At 65.0% G+C, this 20,452-nt stretch carries 19 protein-coding genes, 2 tRNA genes, 1 pseudogene and 1 riboswitch; of the genes and pseudogenes, 17 read left to right on the top strand and 5 right to left on the bottom strand.

Going from position 1 to position 20,452, the window contains the following annotated elements; translation table 11 throughout:
* The coding region (locus E3T48_RS02975; RefSeq protein ID WP_166789608.1) for an amidase domain-containing protein at window positions 1–571 on the top strand (571 nt) is incomplete at its 5' end.
* Between the two features lie 227 nt (window positions 572–798).
* On the opposite strand, the gene pgm is transcribed toward E3T48_RS02975, so the two are convergent.
* The gene (gene pgm, locus E3T48_RS02980; protein ID WP_134522381.1) at window positions 799–2,415 is read right to left on the bottom strand and encodes a phosphoglucomutase (alpha-D-glucose-1,6-bisphosphate-dependent); all 1,617 of its coding nucleotides are present in this window, start codon (window positions 2,413–2,415) and stop codon (window positions 799–801) included.
* Between the two features lie 36 nt (window positions 2,416–2,451).
* Between pgm and pheA the strand changes: the two genes are divergently transcribed.
* Window positions 2,452–3,399, top strand: coding sequence for a prephenate dehydratase (gene pheA, locus E3T48_RS02985; RefSeq protein WP_134522382.1), 948 nt, complete (start codon window positions 2,452–2,454; stop codon window positions 3,397–3,399).
* Here the strand turns inward: pheA and E3T48_RS02990 are convergent.
* A complete protein-coding gene (locus E3T48_RS02990) occupies window positions 3,396–4,391 on the bottom strand; it encodes a diacylglycerol/lipid kinase family protein (protein ID WP_134522383.1) in 996 nt (331 codons plus the stop codon). The two genes, pheA and E3T48_RS02990, sit on opposite strands and share 4 nt — an antisense overlap.
* 49 nt (window positions 4,392–4,440) lie before the next feature.
* On the opposite strand from E3T48_RS02990, the gene serS reads away from it, so the two are divergent.
* The 6 genes from serS (at window position 4,441) to E3T48_RS17130 (ending at window position 8,989) form a co-directional block, all read left to right on the top strand.
* Window positions 4,441–5,706 (top strand): serine--tRNA ligase, encoded by a 1,266-nt coding sequence (gene serS / locus E3T48_RS02995; protein ID WP_134522384.1) that lies wholly within the window; start codon window positions 4,441–4,443, stop codon window positions 5,704–5,706.
* Complete coding sequence (locus E3T48_RS03000; RefSeq protein WP_134522385.1) at window positions 5,703–6,542, top strand: HAD family hydrolase; 840 nt, start codon at window positions 5,703–5,705, stop codon at window positions 6,540–6,542. Before serS ends, E3T48_RS03000 begins: the two co-directional genes overlap by 4 nt.
* A gap of 118 nt (window positions 6,543–6,660) precedes the next feature.
* Window positions 6,661–6,745 (top strand) — tRNA-Ser (locus E3T48_RS03005).
* Between the two features lie 41 nt (window positions 6,746–6,786).
* Complete coding sequence (locus tag E3T48_RS03010) at window positions 6,787–8,055, top strand: LCP family protein (protein WP_174844125.1); 1,269 nt, start codon at window positions 6,787–6,789, stop codon at window positions 8,053–8,055.
* An 86-nt stretch (window positions 8,056–8,141) separates the two neighbouring features.
* A tRNA-Ser gene (locus tag E3T48_RS03015) sits at window positions 8,142–8,235 on the top strand.
* Window positions 8,236–8,497: 262 nt separating this feature from the next.
* Window positions 8,498–8,989 carry a hypothetical protein gene (locus E3T48_RS17130; RefSeq protein WP_241986593.1) on the top strand — a complete coding sequence of 164 codons (492 nt, stop codon included), beginning with the start codon at window positions 8,498–8,500 and terminating at the stop codon, window positions 8,987–8,989.
* On the opposite strand, the pseudogene E3T48_RS17575 reads toward E3T48_RS17130, so the two are convergent.
* Window positions 8,936–9,964, bottom strand: a pseudogene (locus E3T48_RS17575) (recombinase family protein); the annotation flags it as partial. The gene E3T48_RS17130 and the pseudogene E3T48_RS17575 overlap by 54 nt on opposite strands.
* A gap of 501 nt (window positions 9,965–10,465) precedes the next feature.
* On the opposite strand from E3T48_RS17575, the gene E3T48_RS03030 reads away from it, so the two are divergent.
* From E3T48_RS03030 to E3T48_RS03040, 3 genes are all read left to right on the top strand, one after another.
* Window positions 10,466–11,332, top strand: a complete 867-nt coding sequence (locus tag E3T48_RS03030) for an N-acyl homoserine lactonase family protein (RefSeq protein WP_134522386.1) — start codon at window positions 10,466–10,468, stop codon at window positions 11,330–11,332.
* Window positions 11,329–11,814, top strand: a complete 486-nt coding sequence (locus E3T48_RS03035) for a MarR family winged helix-turn-helix transcriptional regulator (protein ID WP_134522387.1) — start codon at window positions 11,329–11,331, stop codon at window positions 11,812–11,814. Before E3T48_RS03030 ends, E3T48_RS03035 begins: the two co-directional genes overlap by 4 nt.
* A 346-nt stretch (window positions 11,815–12,160) precedes the next feature.
* On the top strand, window positions 12,161–13,279 hold the full coding sequence (locus E3T48_RS03040; RefSeq protein ID WP_134522388.1) for a Fic family protein: 1,119 nt from the start codon (window positions 12,161–12,163) through the stop codon (window positions 13,277–13,279).
* Window positions 13,280–13,433: 154 nt separating this feature from the next.
* Here E3T48_RS03040 and E3T48_RS03045 read toward each other — a convergent pair whose 3' ends face one another.
* Window positions 13,434–13,976, bottom strand: a complete 543-nt coding sequence (locus tag E3T48_RS03045) for an HXXEE domain-containing protein (protein WP_134522389.1) — start codon at window positions 13,974–13,976, stop codon at window positions 13,434–13,436.
* A gap of 185 nt (window positions 13,977–14,161) precedes the next feature.
* Between E3T48_RS03045 and E3T48_RS03050 the strand changes: the two genes are divergently transcribed.
* Window positions 14,162–15,592: an SIR2 family protein gene (locus tag E3T48_RS03050; protein WP_198417610.1), complete on the top strand. Its 1,431-nt coding sequence runs from the start codon at window positions 14,162–14,164 to the stop codon at window positions 15,590–15,592.
* 568 nt (window positions 15,593–16,160) lie between these two features.
* Window positions 16,161–17,570 (top strand): aldehyde dehydrogenase family protein, encoded by a 1,410-nt coding sequence (locus tag E3T48_RS03055; RefSeq protein ID WP_134522390.1) that lies wholly within the window; start codon window positions 16,161–16,163, stop codon window positions 17,568–17,570.
* A 64-nt stretch (window positions 17,571–17,634) separates the two neighbouring features.
* On the opposite strand, the gene E3T48_RS03060 is transcribed toward E3T48_RS03055, so the two are convergent.
* On the bottom strand, window positions 17,635–17,823 hold the full coding sequence (locus tag E3T48_RS03060; protein WP_134522391.1) for a YegP family protein: 189 nt from the start codon (window positions 17,821–17,823) through the stop codon (window positions 17,635–17,637).
* Window positions 17,824–17,976: 153 nt separating this feature from the next.
* Between E3T48_RS03060 and E3T48_RS03065 the strand changes: the two genes are divergently transcribed.
* From E3T48_RS03065 to thiE, 4 genes are all read left to right on the top strand, one after another.
* On the top strand, window positions 17,977–18,183 hold the full coding sequence (locus tag E3T48_RS03065) for a hypothetical protein (protein ID WP_134522392.1): 207 nt from the start codon (window positions 17,977–17,979) through the stop codon (window positions 18,181–18,183).
* A 68-nt stretch (window positions 18,184–18,251) separates the two neighbouring features.
* A complete protein-coding gene (locus tag E3T48_RS03070; protein ID WP_134522393.1) occupies window positions 18,252–18,725 on the top strand; it encodes a VOC family protein in 474 nt (157 codons plus the stop codon).
* 109 nt (window positions 18,726–18,834) lie between these two features.
* A riboswitch (TPP riboswitch) is annotated at window positions 18,835–18,933 on the top strand.
* Window positions 18,925–19,737: a hydroxyethylthiazole kinase gene (gene thiM, locus E3T48_RS03075; protein ID WP_241986597.1), complete on the top strand. Its 813-nt coding sequence runs from the start codon at window positions 18,925–18,927 to the stop codon at window positions 19,735–19,737. Its footprint overlaps the riboswitch before it by 9 nt.
* On the top strand, window positions 19,734–20,452 hold a 719-nt coding region (thiE, locus tag E3T48_RS03080; protein WP_134522394.1), incomplete at its 3' end, for a thiamine phosphate synthase. The genes thiM and thiE, both read left to right, overlap by 4 nt.

The raw sequence follows: 20,452 nt of genomic DNA on the forward strand, positions 1-20,452 counted from the left end.
CCCGGCCGACGCGGGCGCGCCGGTCGCGGTCGAGCAGCCGAAAGCGGCCGAGCCGGCCCCGGTGGCACCCGTCGCCCCGGCAGCGCCGGCCAACGCAGGCGTCGAGGCGCAGGTGGCCTACGCGCTCGCGCACTGGAGCAGCTACAACACGGCTGACTACGGCGTCATCGCCGACAACGACTGCGTCAACTTCACCAGTCAGTCACTGATCCAGCGCGGCTGGGAAATGGACGACGCGTGGTGGTCGAAGGGCAAGGGCAGTTCGTTCACGAACTCCTCTGCCTGGATCAGCTCCACCGCCATGATGAGGTACCTCGCGAGCTCCGGCCGGGCGACCGCACTCACCGATGACCAGCGCGACAAGGTCAAGGTCGGCGACATCGCCCAGTTCGACTGGGACAATTCCGGAGACCGCGACCACACCGGCGTGGTCACCCGGATCGAAGGCTCCGGCGACAACATCGAGATCTTCTACGCCGGCCACACCGACGACACCGACTACCGTTCGGTCGACTACGCGATCACCGAGAAGCACCCGGGCGCGACCGCGTACTACTGGAGCATTCCCTAGGCTCGGGTCTCGACAGGCTCGACCACCGGTGATTGAGCGCGTCGAATTCGGCCGGGTCTGACAGGCTCGGGTCTCGACAGGCTCGGGTCTCGACAGGCTCGNGACAGGCTCGACCACCGGTGATTGAGCGCGTCGAATTCGGCCGGGTCTGACAGGCTCGGGTCTCGACAGGCTCGGGTCTCGACAGGCTCGACCACCGGTGATTGAGCCTGTCGAAATCTCCCGGGTCAGGCGATGGCCTCGTCCACGATCGCCTTCGCCTCGATCTGCACCTGCCGCAGGTGCTCCTCGCCCTTGAACGACTCGGCGTAGATCTTGTAGACGTCTTCGGTGCCGCTCGGCCGGGCCGCGAACCAGGCGTTCTCGGTGACGACCTTGACTCCGCCGATCGCCGCGCCGTTGCCGGGGGCGTGGCTGAGCTTGGCGATGATCTTTTCGCCGGCAAGCTTGGTGGCCGTGATCGCCTCACCGTCCAGCTTGCCGAGTTGTGCCTTCTGCGCCGGCGTCGCCGCGGCATCCACTCGGGCATAGGCGGGTGCGCCGAAGTGCTCGGCGAGCTCGGCGTAACGCTGGCTCGGGGACTTGCCGGTCACGGCGAGGATCTCCGAAGCGAGCAGGGCAAGCAGGATGCCGTCCTTGTCGGTGGTCCAGACGGTGCCGTCGAAGCGCACGAAGCTCGCGCCGGCGCTCTCCTCGCCGCCGAACGCGACCGAGCCGTCGATCAGGCCGGGAACGAACCACTTGAACCCGACCGGCACCTCCCAGAGATCACGGCCGAGGAAACCGGCTACCCGGTCGATCATGGTCGACGAGACGAGCGTCTTGCCGACCTGGGCATCCGCGCGCCAGCCCTCGCGGTGGCTGTACAGGTAGTCGATGGCGACGGCCAGGAAGTGGTTGGGGTTCATCAGGCCGGCGTCCGGAGTCACGATGCCGTGGCGATCGGCGTCGGCGTCGTTGCCGGTGAGGATGTCGAAGTCGTCCTTGTGGGCGAGCACGGAAGCCATCGCAGACGGGCTCGACGGATCCATCCGGATCTTGCCGTCCCAGTCCACGGTCATGAAGCGCCAGGTCGGGTCGACCTTGGGGTTGACGACGGTCAGGTTGAGCTCGTAGCGGTCACGGATGGCACCCCAGTAGCCAACGCTGGCCCCGCCGAGCGGGTCTGCGCCGATCCGGATGCCGCTGGCCTTGATCGCGGCCATGTCGATGATGTTCTCGAGGTCGTCGACGTAGTGGCCGCGGAAGTCGTAGGTCTCGACCGCGCTCGGCTCGCTCATCTTCACGTCGTGCAGGCCGGACGCGATGAGATCGTTCGCCCGGTTCGCGATCCACGAGGTGGCGTCGCTGTCGGCCGGACCGCCGTGCGGCGGGTTGTACTTGAAACCGCCGTCGGAGGGCGGGTTGTGGCTCGGGGTGACCACGATCCCGTCGGCCTCGTCGCTGTTCCCCGCCCGGTTGTAGGCGAGGATCGCATGCGAGAGCGACGGGGTGGGCACATAGTCGTCGAACTCGTCCACGAGCACGCGCACGCCGTTGGCGACGAGCACCTCGAGCGCGGTCGTGTAGGCCGGAGCGCTTAGCGCGTGCGGGTCGGTGCCGATGAAGAGCGGCCCGGTGATGCCCTGCAGTGCTCGGTACTCCACGATCGCCTGGGTGGTCGCGATGATGTGGTCCTCGTTGAAGGCCGTGTTCAGGGAACTGCCCCGATGGCCCGAGGTGCCGAAGGCGACCCGCTGGGCGGGCACCGAGACATCCGGTTTCAGGTCGTAATACGCCTTCACCAGAGCGTCGACGTCGATCAGGTCAGATTCCTGGGCCGGGGTGCCCGCTTGTGCTGTCATGGAACCCAGTCTTGCACTGCAAGTAGGCTGTGAGCCATGTCCGAGACGCGCAATGTCAGCTACAGCTTCCTCGGCCCCGCCGGCACGTTCACGGAAGCGGCCCTCGCGCAGGTGCCGGAGGCCCGCGGGAAGGCGTGGCGCGCGGTCAACAACGTGGGCGAGGCCCTCGCCGACGTCGTCTCCGGGCGCAGCGTCGCAGCGATGATCGCCATCGAGAACTCGGTTGACGGGGGGGTGTCCGCCACCCAGGACGCCCTGGCGAGTGTGCCGAACCTGCGCATCATCGGTGAGTACCTCGTGCCGGTGAACTTCGTTCTGGTGGCCCGCCCCGGCACCACCCTCGCCGACGTGCGGGTCGTCAACGCGCATCCGGTCGCCTACGCCCAGTGCCGCAGCTGGCTCGAGGCGACGCTGCCGCACCACGGCCACATTCCGGCGTCGAGCAACGTGACCGCCGCGTCCTCCCTGCTCGACGGCGACCAGGCGGATGCCGCGATCGCCCCGCCCGGCATCGACAAGCGTTACAATCTGGCCGTGCTCGCGACCGGGATCGGGGACAACCCCAATGCGGTCACCCGGTTCGTGCTCGTCAGCCGGCGCGCGGCCGTCCCGGCCAGGACCGGCGCCGACAAGACCAGCGTGATCGTCGAACTCCCCGAGGATCGCCCCGGATCGTTGCTGGACATGCTCGAGCAGTTCGCCACCCGCGGCGTCAACCTCAGCCTGATCCAGTCCCGGCCGATCGGGGACGCGATGGGACGCTACCGGTTCGTGATCGACGCCGACGGCCACATCCAGGACGAACGCGTCGCCGACGCCCTGCTCGGCCTGCGCCGGTTCAGCCCGAAGGTGCTGTTCCTCGGCTCCTACCCGCGCGCCGACAAACGTCCGATCGAGTTCACCTCGCACTACGACGACGATGTGTTCATCGGCGCCAGGGCTTGGTTGAAGGACCTGATCGGCGACGATCCTTCCGGCACTTAGGCCGTGGCCGGCAGCCGCACCGTCAGGGCGCCCGGGTCGGCACGGAACGTCGCCGCACGCACCGTGCCGAATTCGTCCCCGTCCATCTCGAACTCCTGTGGGTGCTCGAGCACGATACGGATGCCGGCGCCGCGCAGCGTCGTCATCACCCGCTCGTTGCTCGATTCGGTCCGGTCGATGATCCTCCGGCCCGCGGCCGACCGGCGAAGCACCCCGTTCTCCCAGGTCACCCGGCGCCAAATCGCGAGCCAGCCGAGAAAACCCTTCGGCTGCAGCACCGCGATGTCGAGGATGCCATCGTCGATTCGGGCGTCCGGCAGGAACTGCATGTTCCCGGGCAGCAGGCCGCAGTTGGCGATCAGGATGGTGCTCACGTGCGCCGGCCGGTCGGTGCGACCCTCCACGCTGTACCGGATCCGGAACGGCCTGGCCGTGGGGATGACCCGCGCGCCCGCGTCGACGTAGGCGAGCCAGCCCACCCGCCTCTTCAGGTCGGCACTGGTATTGGCGATCATCCGCGCGTCCAGGCCGATCCCCGCCATCACCAGGAAGACATGCTCGGCGGCGGCGCCGGACTCGGACGTGACGCTCGCCACTCCCACGTCAATGGCCTTGTCGACGCCCACGAATGCGATCGCGGCCGACTCGTCCAGGTTCGACAGCGGTAATTGCAGGTTGCGGGCCAGCAGGTTCCCGGTGCCCGCCGGCACGATGGCCAGCGGCATCTGGGTGCGGCGGAGCACCTCCGCCACCGCGCGCACCGTGCCGTCGCCGCCGGCCGCGACAACGACGGATGCCCCCTGGGCCACCGCGAGCCGGGTCGCGTCGTGGCCGGGATCGTCCCGCGAGGTCGGGAACCAGAGGCTCCCCGCCCAGCCCGCGGCCGCCTCGGCCTTGGCCACGCTCAGCCGCAGTTTCTCCAGGTCGACCTTGACCGGGTTGTAGACGACGGCGGCGCGCAGAACTCTTTCGGTCTGACCGGGAGTATTCACGGAGCAAGGCTAGCAAGGTGCCCCGGCGGGCGCTTGTAGACTGGCCAGCGTGATTGATCCTGTGCTGCTTCGAGAGAATCCCGACCTCATCAAGCGTTCTCAGACGGCGCGCGGTGCGTCCGTGGAGGCGGTTGACCGTGCCCTCGAGGCCGACAGCGAACGGAGGGCGTCGATCCGGGCGTTCGAGGACCTCCGCGCCTCGCAGAATCAGTTCGGCAAGCGGGTCGCATCCGCCCTGGCCGCGGAGAAGAAGGCCCTCGTTGCCGAAGCTCAGGCCCTGGCGGCGCAGGTGAAGGCTGCCGGCGTTGCCGCGGGCGACGCCGAGACCGCGTTCACCTCGGTGGTGCGCACGATCGCGAACCCGATCATCGACGGGGTCCCGGCCGGCGGGGAAGACAATTTCGTCACGCTCCGCACCCACGGCGAGATCCCGGTCTTCGACTTCGAGCCGCGCGACCACCTCGAACTCGGCGAACTCCTCGGCGCGATCGACATGGCCCGCGGTGCCAAGGTCTCCGGCTCGCGCTTCTACTTCCTCAAGGGAATCGGCGCGCGCCTCGAGATCGCGCTGATGAACATGGCCCTCGACCGTGCCCTCGCCGCCGGTTTCATTCCCCTGATCACCCCCACCCTCGTCCGCCCCGAGATCATGGACGGCACCGGCTTCCTCGGCGAACACGCCGACGAGATCTACTACCTGCCCGCGGACGAGCTCTACCTCACCGGTACGAGCGAGGTCGCACTGGCCGGCTACCACTCCGACGAGATCCTCGACTTGGCCGACGGGCCGCTCCGCTACGCCGGCTGGTCGACCTGTTACCGACGCGAGGCCGGTTCGGGCGGCAAGGACACCCGCGGCATCATCCGGGTGCACCAATTCAACAAGCTCGAGATGTTCACCTACGTGCTGCCAGAGAACGCCGAGACCGAACATGACCGCCTCGTGGCCCTGCAGGAGGACATGCTCCAGTCGCTCGGGCTGAGCTACCGTGTGATCGATGTCGCCGCCGGCGACCTCGGGTCGAGCGCGGCCCGCAAGTTCGACATCGAGGCGTGGGTGCCCACCCAGGACGCGTACCGCGAACTCACCAGCACGAGCAACTGCACGACCTACCAGGCCAGGCGCCTGGACATCCGTTACCGTACCGAGTCGGGAAAGACCGCCCCGGTGGCCACCCTCAACGGCACCCTGGCGACCACGCGCTGGATCGTCGCGATGCTGGAGACCCACCAGCAGGCGGACGGCTCGGTGCGCATCCCGGAGGCCCTGCGGCCCTGGCTGGGCGGTCTCACCCTGATCGAGCCCGCTTCATGAGTATCGACGCGGCAACGGTGACGAGCAAGGGCACGACGGACGCACCCTGGCTGGTGGCCCTCGACATCGACGGCACGACCATGCACGAGGACGGCACGATCAGCGAGCGGGTGCTCGACCAGGTGCGGCGGCTCGACGCTGCCGGCCACGAGATCATGCTCGCCACCGGGAGGTCCGCCGCGACCACACTGCCCGTGCTCGATCGTCTCGAGATCGCCCCGCGCTTCGTCGTCTGCTCGAACGGCGCGATCACGCTTCACCGCGACCCCGACTCGCCCACCGGATACCGCCGCGAGTGGGTCGAGACCTTCGACCCGACCGAGGTTCTCCTCTCGATCAAGTCGCACCTCACCACCGCCCGCTACGCCGTGGAGGACGAACACGGGTACTACCGCTACACCGAGCCGTTCCCGGACGCGACCATCGGTCTCGACAGCGAGCACGTCGATTTCGACGATCTCCTGCGCCACGCCGCCACCAGGGTCGTGGTGATCTCACCCGATCACGACATGGACGATTTCCTCCGGGTGGTCGACCGGATGGGCCTCAACCGGGTGAGCTACGCGATCGGCTGGACCGCCTGGCTGGACATCGCCCCCGACGGCGTCAACAAGGCCACCGCCATGGAACGGGTGCGCGCCGAGATCGGCATTCCCCGGGACCGGGTGATGGCGGTCGGCGACGGACGCAACGACATCGAACTGCTGCAGTGGGCGGCCGTCCACGGCCGAGGCGTCGCGATGGGTCAGGCGCCGGACGAGGTCATCGCCGCGGCCGGAGAGACCACCGGGGCCGTTCAGGACGACGGCCTCGCGTTCGTGCTGAGCAGCCTGTAGCCTCGCTCGGCCGCCCGCCGGCATCCGCTGGCATTCTGGGTGGAGGGTCTTCGGATAGAATCGGTCGGTATTCGCCTGTATCGATCGCGTGCCCTGTGCGCTGTCGTGCAGCGAACAGGGAGGGCTGTCCGAGCGGCCGATGGAGCCAGTCTTGAAAACTGGTGGGCAGAGATGTCTCGTGGGTTCGAATCCCACGCCCTCCGCACCTGGATGCTGCACGCCGGCACACGACGAAGGGATCTGAGTGAGCGACCAATTACGCCCCCGCTCGACGCGGTCGCGCAAGCTCTCGACCTTCGCCCGTCACGGTCGGCTGAAGAGATCCAACCCGGTCGTCACCGTCGTGAAGTTCCTTGCCGTCGCCATGGCCGTCGTGCTCGTCAGCGGCGTGTCCGTCGCCTCCCTCGCCACCTACGACGTTGCCGCGAGCGTGCAGCCGAGCGTGCACCTGGCCAATGAGACAAAGGGGCCGGTTCCGCAGATCGGGGCGATCCCGGGCGGGGTGAACCTGTTGGTGGTCGGGAGCGACAGCCGTAAGGGTCAGGATGCCAGGTTCGGCGAAGTGGACTCGACCGGCGATCTGAACGACGTCACGATGCTGCTGCACATCTCCGCGGATCACAGCAACGCATCGGTGATCAGTTTCCCCCGGGACATGTTCGTGCCCATCCCGGCGTGCCCCGACCCGTCGGGCGGCACCTTCAATTCGATGAGCCGGCAGAAGATCAACACGACGCTCACCTACGGCGGGCTGGCCTGCACCGTCCTCACGGTGGAGAAGCTGACGGGCCTTGACATCCCGTTCGCCGCCGAGGTGCAGTTCAGCGGTGTGATGGCCATGTCGACCGCCGTCGGCGGGGTGCCGGTCTGTGTCGCCGAGGAGATCCAGGACGACTACACCCAGACCTACCTCACCCCGGGAATGCACACGCTCGAGGGCGTCGCAGCCCTCCAGTTCCTGCGCACCCGGCACGGCGTCGGGGACGGCAGCGACCTGACCCGGATCAACAACCAGCAGGTGTTCATGTCCTCGCTCGTGCGCACGGTCAAGAGCGCCGACACCCTCTCCGACCCTCTCAAGGTGTACTCCCTGGCCAAGGCAGTGACGGCGAACATGACCCTGTCGGCAAGCCTGAACAATGTGTCGACACTCGCCTCGATCGCCGTGGCACTCAAGGACATCCCGCTGGACCAGGTCGTGTTCGTGCAGGTCCCGACCGGCAGCACCGCGGGCGGCGTGCTGCCGCTGCAACCCGACTTCGAGGACCTGTTCACGGCCATCGCCGCCGACCAGCCGCTCGAGCTCGGTGGTACGACGGGCGCCGGCGCGACCCTGGACCCGTCCACGACTCCCGCGCCGACGGCTCCGGCGCCGACCGAGACGACCGACCCGAACGCCACGCCTGACCCCGCTGCGACGACACCGGGCGTCACCGTGCTTCCCGAGTCGGCGACCGGCCAGACGGCCGGGGAACTGACCTGTTCCGTCGGTCGCACCCTCGAGAACCAGTAGCAATCCGGGCATCCGAGGCCCGTGTTCAATCGGATGCCGCGAGTGCGGTTATGATTGCTGAGGTGTGTTTGCATTGCAGGCACCGAGGAGACGTCGCATAGTACGGCTTAGTGCACCACCCTGCTAAGGTGGAGTACCCTTCACGGGGTACCGTGGGTTCAAATCCCACCGTCTCCGCCATATTAGTCACGTTGAAACCCCCGGCAAGCGCAAGCTGTCCGGGGGTTTTCTTTTGCCCTCTCTCGCTGCCGTCTTCGGCCCCCGTCGGGCTGTGTGCGGCCACGTCGCGGGCTTTTCGCCCGTTCGTGCCTAGCTGGGCCAGTCCAGCCACGGCGGCTACCGGTTCGGCCAGTTCGCCGGTCATCTGGATGGCCAGGGTTTCCTGCGTCGGATGCGCGTCGTCATCGCCGGTTAGGTCGATCGCGATCGTCGCAAAGACGGCTTGGTTGAGCCATTTCCGCTGCTCGCCCACGGCCTCGCGGTAGAGTCTGCCAGCGTTGCCCAGCAGCAACAGCACCAGCTCGAGGTGCTTCCGGACGAGGTCCATGTTCTGCTGGCAGGCAGAAATGAGGCGGTTGGCGTCATGTATCTCGACCAGCACCGCTGTCTGGCGCAGTTTGAGGTCTTCCACCGGGATGGCATCATCCAGATAGGCATCGATCAGCTTCTGCTTCTTGCGTTCCAGCTTGAGCAGCCGCTGGCTCTGGTTCGCGAGCAGCGCCTGGTCTTGCTCCTGGCGAGCGTCCAACTGCACCCGGCTGAGCTCGCCCACCTCTTGAATCGTCTGCTCGGTGAACTGCACCTGCGCCTGCCAGATGCGCTCAACCTCTGCCTCGACTCTCTCCACCGAGACATACGGCAGGTCGCAGTCTGTCCGACCAGTGTGTCGCCCGAGGCAGAAGAAGTAGCTGTAGACACCACCTTTGCCCCTTGAGTGGCCGTAGCCCATTCGTCCACCGCAGCGGCCGCAGAAGAGTGAGCCTTTCAGGTAGTGGGTGTGCCGCCACGAACGGTCTCCGGCGATGCGTCGGCCAGCCAGTACTTCTTGGACTTGGTACCAGGTCTCGTCGTCCACCAAGGGTTCGTGAGCGCCGTCGTAGATGAGCTCGCGGTGTCGGATCTTTCCCGCGTAATACGGGTTGGAGAGCATGCGGTGGACTTGGCTGTTGTTCAATGGCGTCCCGACGTACTTGATGGTGGTGCGGCTCTTCAGGCCACGTTCCTCGAGTTCGTCGCGCAGCGCTGAGATGCTCCAGTGGCCACCGGCGTAGGTCTGGAAGGCCCAGCGCACGTGCTCAGCCTTCTCTTGTTCGAAGGCGACGCCCTTCACCTCGCGTCCCTCGATGCGCGCCAACGTATTCACATACCCGATTGGGGCGACGCCGTGGGTGCCACCGTTCTTGGCTTTCTGGGCAATGCCCTTCTTGGCTTCATTGGCCAGGTTGCGAGAGTAGAACTCGGCCATACCGGCCAGGATGTTGTGCATCAGCATGCCAGCTGGCGTCTCATCGATTGACTCCGTGGCCGAGACAAGAATCGCACCAGCGGTTTGGATCTTGGCCAGGATCATAACATCGTCGGCACGGTCTCGAGCGAGCCGGTCAAGCTTGTGGACGAGGACGTAATCCACTCCACCTTCGCTCACATAGGCAAGCAGCGCTTGCAGCCAGTCCCTATCTGCCGATCGGGCCGAAGCCCCCGCGTCCACGAACTCACGGACGACTGCAGCGCCGAGATCGGCGACCTTGCGCTCACAGGCGGAGCGCTGCGCGGGGATTGAGTAGCCTTCGGCCTCACCGTTTCGGGTGGCTTGGCGAGAGGTGGAAACGCGCAGGTACAGCACCGCGCGTTTTCGAAGGTCAGTAGCAACCTCGGGTGAAGCGCTGGCTGGGATGAGTTCGATTGACATAATCGGTGCCCTCCTTTCCCTCGGGTAACGGCAGTTCCCGAGTAGTTGGCCTCCGGAGCGTACCTCCGGAGGCGGCAGGAGTCGAGTGTTCGATCGAGAACTCACGGAGAGCTCACCAGGGCGACCGGACAGGCGGAAACGGGGGTCGGGAGGGCGGATTTGGGTGACGATTTCCGGCGCTGTAGTTTTTGCAACAGTTCAGACGCTCTACCTCCCTGAATTCCCTCCGCCACGGCCTGTCGAACGTCGTCGACACGGGCGAACGATCACCCCGCAGCAGCAGCCCGTGGGGGAGGAAGGGATACGCGGAAAGCGGAGGAGTCCCATCCCGTATCAGGCAATATTGGCCGGAAACACGCCGAAGGAGAGAGGGCCTTCATCGTCGCGACCGGACGGGCGATGCGACAGGTCGAGCGGACAGTGGCGGAGGATATGGTTGCTCTTGAAAATATTAGTTACACGTCATATACTGACGTGTAACTAATATGGAGAATCCGACCTATGAAACCAATTGAACGTGTCGAGGTAATCAGCACAGGTGAAGTGGAAATACGGCCCGAGCATGTGAGGTCCTCGGGAAAGCCGGCCGCATGGTGGCTTTTTACGTCCCGACAATGGACGGCACCGCGGCCCATAAATGTCTATGTCATTGAGCACGAGAAGGGCCTCGTACTTTTCGACACCGGGCAAGATCGACGATCTGTGACCGACCCTGAGTACTTCCCGAAAGGTCTCGCCGGAATCATCTATCGTCGGTTGGCGCGCTTTGCTATCGCAGCCGATCAGACGCTTACTAGCCAACTGGCGGGACTCGGATATCGGCCATCGCAGGTAGACACTGTGGTGCTGTCACATCTTCATCAGGACCACATCGGCGGCCTGGCCGAACTGAAAGACGCGCGAATCCTGGTCAGCGCGAAGGAGTGGGCAACCCTCGACCACAAGTTTCCGGAGTTCAACGGACTCCTCACATCGCACATCGATTTGCCAGGCCTGCACTGGGATCGCATTACACCGACAGCCACAGATGACGAATCGATACTCCCGTTCGACCATTCTCATGACATCTTCGAGGACGGCAGCCTCGTTCTCGTTCCCACGCCTGGACATACGCCCGGTTCCCTATCTCTGCTCCTGCGACAGCAAGGACTACCACCAGTGCTTTTCGTGGGTGACTTGACATACGACGTTGACTTACTTGACGACGAAGGTGTGCCCGGTATCGGCAATCGAGAACAGTTGCTGGATTCGACGCGAGCGGTCAATCAGCTCAAACGGCGGTACCCTGATTTGGTTATTGCGGCAGCGCATGATCCTGGCGCGGCGAAAGTGCTCAACGATGCTCTCCGATCGAGGAAACAACGATGAGAAACGCCGAACTGCTTCGGTATCTGATCTTGGCAGCGCAGCGCGAAGGCAACCGGCAGCTTTCGCTGGCGCTCAGGTCGCTCGACCTAACGTCATCGCAGGCTGAAGCCATCCGAGTTCTAGGAGAGTTCGGACCGCTCGGCCTGCGCAACCTCGGTGAGCTACTTATCTGCGAGAGTGGCAACAATCCCAGTCGCCTTGTCGACCGCCTCGTCACTGCCGGACTGGTCCAACGTGACGATTCTGTCCACGATCGCCGCCAGGTTACCTTGTCGCTCACAAAGGATGGGCAACGAGCCGACAAAGAGGTCAGATTGATCGAAGAGGAGTTCTATCTCCGGATTGAAGACCAAATGGCTGAGGTTGATCTAACGGCCAATATCGAGTTTCTGTTTGCTCTCTCATCTGGAACGCCAGCCGGGAACGCCTTGAAAGGACGCCTTCGAAGGGCAGCCATCGACACTCCGGACGATCAGCACTGAGGAATTGAACTGAAAAACACGCATCAACCCGACGACTGACATTTCCTGATCAATTCAGCGACCTTGTCCCAAGCCGCTTTGTTCCAACCGCGCGTCACCGACACCGCAGCCATCTGAACCCCTGAATCCCCTGTAAAAACTGGGACTCAGGGGTTTTCCTTTGCCCCAGAATCGGCGTTTGCCCACATTTTCCCCACGATGAAATAGTTGCAGCGTCATCGAAACGCTTTGCAACGGAATGATGTGGACCGGTAAACATGCAAGGCGGATTGGCACATCACTCGAACGTGTAAAATTTTGGCCACTTTTTTTACACGTCAAGAGAATGTGCGCCTAAAGTTTGCACATGACGTGGATTGCCAGCGAGCCCTACAATGACCTGCCGACCTTGCCGCCGGCGATTGACTTGGAATCCAAGAAGGTACTCAAGGCGACGATTGCGGCACGCACTGCTCTCGCTTCTCTCGATCAGGCGGCAAGACGGATTCCCAACCCGACGGTACTCATCAACACGATTTCCCTGCTGGAGGCGCAGGCGAGCTCTGAAATTGAGAACATCGTAACGACGGCCGATGACCTCTTCAAATTTGCGCAGGACGAGTCGAAGGCGCCCAGCTCGGAAACCAGAGAGACGCTCCGCTACAGGACTGCTCTGTTTAGCGGAATTGACAGCATGCGTGCTCGGCCGCTGTCGGTCACTACTGCGATCGAGGTGTGCTCCATCATTCACTCGCGCGAAATGATCATTCGCAACCTGCCCGGCACGTTCATTGGCAACCCCGTGACCAAGAAGGCCATCTACACCCCGCCCGCGGGGGAGCGAGTGCTGCGGGACAAGCTGTCCAATTGGGAACAGTTCATCCACGACGAGAGCGATCTCGACCCTCTTGTCACGCTTGCCGTCGCCCACTACCAGTTCGAAGCGATTCACCCATTTGCCGACGGCAACGGCCGCACTGGTCGCATCCTCAATATCCTGCTTCTCATGCAGGCGGGGCTGCTCCATCACCCGGTCCTGTACCTGTCGCAATACATTATCGAGAACAAGGCCGACTACTACCGGCTGCTGCTGGCCGTTACGGAATCGGGCGCCTGGGAGGAGTGGATTCTGTTCATTTTGGAAGGGGTGCGGCAGGCGTCGCTCTCCACGATCGACAAAATCCACGCCATCCATGAGCTCGAAGCGGCGACGCAGGAGATCATCCGTGCTGTCACCACGGGGGGCGCCAACGCCGACCTGCTTTCCGTCATGTTCGAACAGCCGTACTGTCGCATTGCGAGCGTTATGACTCGGTGCAATGTGTCCCGACCGACGGCAACGGGATGGCTCAATTCGCTGGTAGCAGCAGGGACGTTGATTGATATCAGGGTTGGGCGCGAGCGGCTTTTTGTCAACACGGGCTTCTTCGACTTGCTGGTGCGCCCGGAAGCTCCTAAGCCTCTCGATGAACCGACTCTCCTCTAGATTGAGGCCCCTTCGGAATGTCGAAGTGCGACCGAAGAGCGTGGCAACCTGAGCATCGCATGGTCTTTGAGAGTTTTACTGAACCCTGCACTGTGTCGGGTTCAGAACTCTGGGGAAAACTATTGCCTCGATAGCGCGTGATTCCGTTCTGTGGTCACCGTCGAAGGGGACGTTGCTTGCATCGTGAGAGTCGCCACTGGCTATTGCGTGATCTGAGCAGGAAGCGCGAAACGAGGTGAGATGCTAAGGCCGCGCCGAACAGAAGCGCACCGCCACGCATGGTGTCGGACGGCAGGAGCGGTGAGCCGCTATGACGGATCTCGGCCCGGGCCAGGCGCGCTCCGGGCAGCATTACCAGGGGTGCCGTTATGAGGCCCGCGGTGTAGCCCCTGAACGCGATCGAAGCCGCGATGTGTGTGGCCACATGGGCTTCCAGGCCGGCAGCCACGGATCGGTAGAGGCGTGACTTCCCGTGGGTGCGTGCGCCACGTACGCAGGCCGCGCCAACCAGCACGCCCATTAGAGCAATGGCCAGTTTGGATTGTGACGGCGTCACCAACAGGCGCTGTGTACCCATGCGTTCGGCGAGCATTCCAGAGGTGGCCGGGAAGGTGAGTGCTTCTTCGATGTCGTGCACAAGCCACGCAGCGAAGAGTGACGCCGCAGCGATGCGGGTTGAAGATTGCTTGCTCGACACAACGAAATCCTACCGGGCTCGGTCACACACGCCTTCCGCCGGGCACCCGCTCGTATTACTTGTCAAAATTCAGCGCAAGGTCAGTGCTTCTCAGCGGTAACAACCGTGCAGTCCGGCCCTTGGTTTGTGTGCGTAGGGACGGTTGGCATCCCTCGGTCGGACGTGGGCAGTGAGATCATTACATCGTGAGCGCGCCGGATCTGACTGCCCAAATTATGGAACAGCTGCGCGCGTCGGGCGCGGAAAAACACACGACGCTCCTCCTGGGCGCCGGCGCCTCAACGACGTCTGGACTTCCCGGCTGGGACGCCTTGGCGACCCGACTCTTGGTCGGCAGCGGATCAGTAGATAACGACGGCACCGCTCAATTGCTGCTTGCCCGTCAAGATCCCTTGATCGTCGTAGAAGCGGCCAGGGCGGCTTATGGGGAAGCCGTGTGGTTGAGGAAAGTTCGTGGCGCACTCTACGAGGGTGTCGCATCAACCGAATTCTCGCCGCTTCAGCTGGCAACTGTTGCGCACGTCCTTGGCGGGGAGCCCACGGAAACCAGCGTGATTACGCTGAACTTCGATATCTTGCTCGAGCAGGCTCTGGAACAAGAGTCTGGAGAAAAGGTACTGAGCTCAACCACGGGGAGCGCCACGGCTGAGGACGGTTCCTACGTTGTGCATCATCTTCACGGTGTCGTCAGTCCGGTACTTACCGAGTCGGTGGTGCTGACCCTCACGGATTTTCTGGACCTCATTAGCGTGCAGGACTCGTGGCAGATGGCTTTGATGCGTGAGGCCATCGGACGTGGGGCGCTCATAATCGCTGGAACGTCATACCGTGACCCCGATGTTCGACAGTGGCTTCACACCGCTCTCAAGGAAGCCCCTATTGAGCATGCCGCCATCGTTCTGCTTGCACGTCAAGGATTCGACGTCGACAAGTCAGAGTTCGCAAAGCTTGAGCGAGCTTTGAGCGCGCAATGGACCGCCGTCGGCATGCGCCCTGTTCTTATGCACGACTTTTCTGACGCTGCCCAGGTGATTCGCGAACTTCGCCATTTGAATGAGGACGGCTATCTCGCCCCCCAAGAGCGGACGAGGCTGATCTGGGACTTCCACGCAAAACACTTCGCGGCACTTCAGGAGATCTATGTGGCGGAGCTCGGGCGCAACGCGGAAGCCATTAGACGGGTCGTGGGCGTGGACCGCCTCAACTTGACTCTTTGGCTGGCGGATGGGCATGGACAGCTTGCGCGCTGGGCCGCGCAGGATCGCGTGTACCTTGAAGCTGCCGGCTTGCGCACCGTCGAGACAGGGTACGACAGCCCATGGATCGCTGGAAAGGCGCTCGGGTCCGACACCCTCCTCTTCCAAGACCTGCCGAGCGAACATACCCGCCGATGGCGATCCGTACTGGCGCTTCCCGTGCCGGCGCCGCATCCGACCCTCCCGACGATGACTTCAGCCGTGCTGACCATCGGTCTTCCGGACCTCGCTGTGAAGTACGAAGGATCCAAGCTGATGTGGGGCCCGCTGCTTGGGACCATTGGCGACGAATGGAGCACGCGCCTGACGGAACACCTGTTTTTGCCACCCACCGGCATTACAATTGGGGACACGGTCTAGGAGGCATCATGGCAAAGAACGAGAAACCATCCTCGTACCAAAGCCTGGGCAACGGCGTCTATCGCGTTGGCGGGGCGGTTACTCGTAGCGCTGTCACTGGCCGCTATGTGACCGAGAAGTCAGCTGCCACCCCGGCGACGAAAGTGCGGGCCACTGGCTCGCTAGCCAAGCGCGCTTAGGCTCCGTTGTTCGTCCGCGAGGGCGTATCGAACATCCACGAGCTTCTTTATAGCCGTCGCGCCTCTCTGCGCTGAGCGTGGCAACATTTTGGCAATACTTGAACGAAATTACTTTGGTTTCAACCGTGCTCAGATGATTGAAAAGTGCCGTAATTCCGCGGTTCTTGGGACGATCTCGTTGCATGGTTGAGGCAGTGTGAGAGTTCAAATCCCACCGTCTCCGCACTTTCGGCCCCTGGTCTCATCGCAGTAATCGCGATTGCCGGGCGCCCTCTCGGTGTCGCGTTCTGGTCAGCACCGACCGACAACCTCTGTGCGCGCTCCAACAACAGGGGCGGCATCCCGGCTGGATACGGTCAGGGTACTAACGGACTCACAGTGGAGGACCCATGGACACCTACGACGCTCTTCTCGCGGCGATCACACCGAAGTCGGGACGGACGAGGGAGATCCTGGACCCCGCGACGGGAGCCGTGGTCGGCCGGGCGCCCGTGCACACCGTCGACGATCTCGACAGCGCCGTTGCCGCCGCCGCCCAGGCCCAGCCCGCCTGGGCTGCCCGGGGCCACGCGGAGCGAATCGCGACCCTGAACCGGGTTGCCGACGCCATCGAAGCCTCCGCGGAGCCGCTCGCCGAGCTCCTCTCCCGTGAGCAGGGCAAGCCGCTCAACGGTCCGAACGCCCGGTTCGAGGTCGGCGCCTGCTCGGCCTGGCTGCGCGCCACCGCCGCGACTCAGCTGGAGGCCGAGGTCGTCGTGGACGACGGCCAGACCCATGCCGAACTTCACTACCGCCCGATCGGCGTCGTGGGTGCCATCGGCCCGTGGAACTGGCCGATGATGATCGCGGTCTGGCAGATCGCCCCTGCCCTGCGGATGGGCAACGCGGTCGTGGTCAAGCCGTCCGAGTACACGCCGCTGAGCGTTCTGGCCCTCGTCGCGGTGATGAACCAGGAGCTTCCGGCCGGCCTGCTCACCGTCGTCTGCGGCGACCGCGAGGTCGGCGCACGGCTTTCCAGCCACCCGGACATCGGCAAGGTGATGTTCACCGGATCCACCGCCACGGGGAAGGCGATCATCAAGAGCTCCGCCGACACGGTCAAGCGCCTCACCCTCGAGCTGGGCGGCAACGACGCCGGGATCGTGCTCTCCGACGCCGACCCGAAGGCGATCGCCGAGGGCCTGTTCTGGGGTGCTTTCATCAACAGCGGGCAGACCTGCGCCGCGCTCAAACGCCTCTACGTGCACGATGACATCTACGACGCGGTCTGCACGGAGCTCACAGCGGTCGCCGAGACGATGCCGATGGGTGTCGGACTGGATGAGCAGAATGTGCTCGGCCCGCTGCAGAACAAGGCGCAGTTCGACATCGTGTCCCGCCTCGTCGACGCGGCGAAGGAGTCCGGTGCCCGCGTCCTCCTCGGCGGCAACCCGACGCTCGACCAGCCGGGTTACTTCTACCCGACCACGCTCATCGCCGACATCGACAACGCCAACCCGCTCGTGATGGAGGAGCAGTTCGGCCCGGCGCTGCCGATCATCCGCTACACCGACCTCGACGACGTTATCGCACAGGCGAACGGCGTCGACGTCGGGCTCGGCGGCTCGGTCTGGTCACCGGATCTAGCGAAGGCCCGCGGCGTGGCCGCACGCCTCGAGGCCGGCACGGTCTGGATCAACGGTCACGGCGGCGTGCACCCGATGATCCCCTTCGGCGGGGCCAAGCAGTCCGGTTACGGGCTCGAGTTCGGTGTCGAAGGCCTCAAGGCGCTCGGCGTGCCCCAGGTGATCAACGGCTGAGTCGCACCAGGGCCGGAATCGCCGTTCACTGCACCCCCGTGCCGAGTGAGCGGCGATTCCCGATTCAGCTGGCGGGTTCCGTCAGGTCGACCACGTGGGACTTGGCGTGGGACTTCACGGCTTCGATCCCCTTGAGCGCGGCGGCCTTCGTCTTATAGCTGTCCGAGGTGGCGATGACCTCGCCGTTGTTGGCCTTGAGCCTGAACTGGTAGCCGCCGGACCTGTCGACATACACTTCGTATTTGCCGCTCATGACACGCTCTCTTCTTCGCCACGGAACATCATCGTCGACCGGTTGGCCGGTGACCTCAGACTACGCTTCGGCGGGGTGGCGCTGCCTCTAGCCCCCAGCGGCATCCTTCACTACGATCGAAGCTCAATCAGTTTCCACGCTCGGAGGTACACCATGGCCGGATTAGCAAGCAAACTCGACAAGGCGTTTGAGGAACTGCCCTTGGAGGAACTGGTCAACGCACCCGTCGCCTCGCTGCAGGGAGTGAGCGACGCCGACGCCGAGCACCTCAAGGCGGCCTTCGGCATCGTCACGGTCGGCGACCTCGGCACGAACAAGTTCTTCCTCTGGGCCCAGTCGATCGTGGCCCTCGCAAAGTAGCCGGCCTTTCGCCGCATCCGCCCCACCAGAACGGGGCGGATGCCTGCCCTGCGAATCGAGGAGTCTCCATGCAAACGATCAGCCCATTCCTCTGGTTCGACAACCAGGCCGAGGAGGCCGCCAGGTTCTACGTGTCGGTCTTCCCCAATTCCGAGTTGCGTAGCGTGTCCAGGTACCCCGATGACATGCCCGGTGTCGGCGGCACGGTCATGGCCGCGTCGTTCGCGCTCGACGGCCTTGAATTCCAGGCCTTGAACGGCGGGCCGCAGTTCCCGTTCACCGAGGCCGTCTCCTTCTTCGTACGCGCCGACACCCAGCCGGTGATCGACGACCTGTGGGCGAAGCTCACCGAGGGCGGCGAGCCCGGCCGCTGCGGCTGGCTGAAGGACAGGTTCGGACTGTCCTGGCAGGTCGTGCCGCCAATTCTCGGCGAACTGCTCGGCGATCCGGACGCGCAGCGGTCCGGCCGGGTCATGCAGGCGATGCTCGCCATGACGAGGATCGACATAGAAGGACTCCGCGCCGCGTACGACGGCGCCTGACGTCACCGCTTCCCACGGTGCGGTGGCTGCCAGCTGGATCGGCGCCACCCGCCGACCTCGCCGCCGCCACTTCGGCGCGGGCCCGGTGGCCTGAGGCGGCTAGGCTCGGAGGCGTGACACGGGGTGCCGTCGAGAGTCGATGGCTGAGATCAGACCCGTAGAACCTGATCTAGCCAGTACTAGCGAAGGGATGTCGCGAGTGAACTCTCGCTTGTCGAACCAGCACGCCCAGGCAGCAGCCGAGCTCCTCCACCGAGTGCAGGACGCCGGCCCGCTCGTGCAGTGCCTGACCAACGCGGTCGTGGCCAACTTCACCGCCAACACCCTGCTTGCCCTCGGCGCCGCCCCGGCGATGGTCGACCTCCCCACCGAGGCCGGTCCGTTCGCCCGGGTGGCGTCCGCGGTGCTGATCAACCTCGGCACCCCGCAGCACGACCAGCGGATCGCCATGGTCGAGGCCGCGACCGTCGCGAATGCGGCCGGCACCCCGTGGGTGCTCGACCCGGTCGCGGTCGGCGCCCTCCCGGTGCGCACCCACCTCGCGCGGGACCTGCTCGGCCTCCGGCCCACGATAATCCGCGGCAACCCGTCCGAGATAATCGCGCTCGCCGGGTCCGGCAATGGCGGACGCGGCGTCGACTCGACCGACTCCGCCGAGGACGCGCTCGCAGCGGCCCGCGACCTCGCCATCGACTTCGGCTCCATCGTCGCCATCTCCGGCGCGACCGACATCGTCACCGACGGGACCAGGGAGGTGCGGGTCGACAACGGCACCGTGCTGCTCACCCGCATCACCGGCGGGGGCTGCGCCCTCGGCGCCGTGATCGCCGCCTTCGCCGCCCAGGACCACGACCGGCTCGCCACGACGGTCGCCGCCTGCGCGATCTACGCCCTCGCGGCCGAGCAGGCCGCGCCGGAATCGGCCGGTCCGGGCAGTTTCGCCGTGGCCTTCCTCGACCGGCTGGCCGGGCTGACCCCCGACGACGTGCTGGCCGGGGTGGTCATCGGATGACCCTGCCGGCCCAGAGGAACAAGAGGACCCGGACGACCCTGCCGGCCCGGACGACCCCGCCGGCCCGGACGACCCCGTTCGCCCGGCCCGGCAGCCTCGACCTGTCCACCTACCTGGTCACGGACCGGCGGCTCTCCGGGCGGCTCGGGGTGCTCGGGGTGATCTCGGCCGCGGTCTCCGGCGGTGTCTCCGTCGTCCAGCTCCGGGACAAGACCGCCGCCACCCGGGATTTCTACGACCTAGTGGTCGCCGCATCCCGAATTACCGCCGGGCGCTGCCTGCTGCTCGTCGACGACAGGGTCGACGTCTTCCTGGCGGCACGGCACGCCGGCGCGGAGGTGGACGGCGTGCACGTCGGCCAGGCCGACCTTCCGATCGCCGCGGTGCGCGCACTGATCGGGCCGGACGCCGTGCTCGGACTCACCGCCAACACGCCGGCACACCTGCGCGCCGCGCACGCGCTGCCGCCGAACGCCATCGACTATCTCGGGGTCGGCGTGATCCACCCGACCGTGACCAAGCCCGACCACCCGGCGGTACTCGGCGTAGCCGGGTTCGGGAAGATCGTGCGGTCGACCCGGCTGCCCTGCGTCGCGATCGGCGGCATCCGTCTCGCCGACACGGCCGGCCTCCGCGCGGCAGGCGCCGCCGGGCTGGCCGTGGTCTCCGCCATCTGCGCGGCGGACGACCCGGCCGGGGCCACCCGCGCCTTCGC

The organism is Cryobacterium fucosi, from assembly GCF_004403515.1.
In the GTDB taxonomy this organism is placed as follows: domain Bacteria; phylum Actinomycetota; class Actinomycetes; order Actinomycetales; family Microbacteriaceae; genus Cryobacterium; species Cryobacterium fucosi.

Bases quoted from the DNA above. Each gene is read 5' to 3' on its own strand.
- E3T48_RS03060 (WP_134522391.1), bottom strand. From the start codon at position 17,823: ATGAGCGGCAAATACGAAGTGTATGTCGACAGGTCCGGCGGCTACCAG.
- E3T48_RS03035 (WP_134522387.1), top strand. From the start codon at position 11,329: ATGAGAAACGCCGAACTGCTTCGGTATCTGATCTTGGCAGCGCAGCGC.
- E3T48_RS03055 (WP_134522390.1), top strand. From the start codon at position 16,161: ATGGACACCTACGACGCTCTTCTCGCGGCGATCACACCGAAGTCGGGA.
- E3T48_RS03065 (WP_134522392.1), top strand. From the start codon at position 17,977: ATGGCCGGATTAGCAAGCAAACTCGACAAGGCGTTTGAGGAACTGCCC.
- E3T48_RS03040 (WP_134522388.1), top strand. From the start codon at position 12,161: ATGACGTGGATTGCCAGCGAGCCCTACAATGACCTGCCGACCTTGCCG.
- E3T48_RS03070 (WP_134522393.1), top strand. From the start codon at position 18,252: ATGCAAACGATCAGCCCATTCCTCTGGTTCGACAACCAGGCCGAGGAG.
- E3T48_RS03000 (WP_134522385.1), top strand. From the start codon at position 5,703: ATGAGTATCGACGCGGCAACGGTGACGAGCAAGGGCACGACGGACGCA.
- pheA (WP_134522382.1), top strand. From the start codon at position 2,452: ATGTCCGAGACGCGCAATGTCAGCTACAGCTTCCTCGGCCCCGCCGGC.
- pgm (WP_134522381.1), bottom strand. From the start codon at position 2,415: ATGACAGCACAAGCGGGCACCCCGGCCCAGGAATCTGACCTGATCGAC.
- E3T48_RS03030 (WP_134522386.1), top strand. From the start codon at position 10,466: ATGAAACCAATTGAACGTGTCGAGGTAATCAGCACAGGTGAAGTGGAA.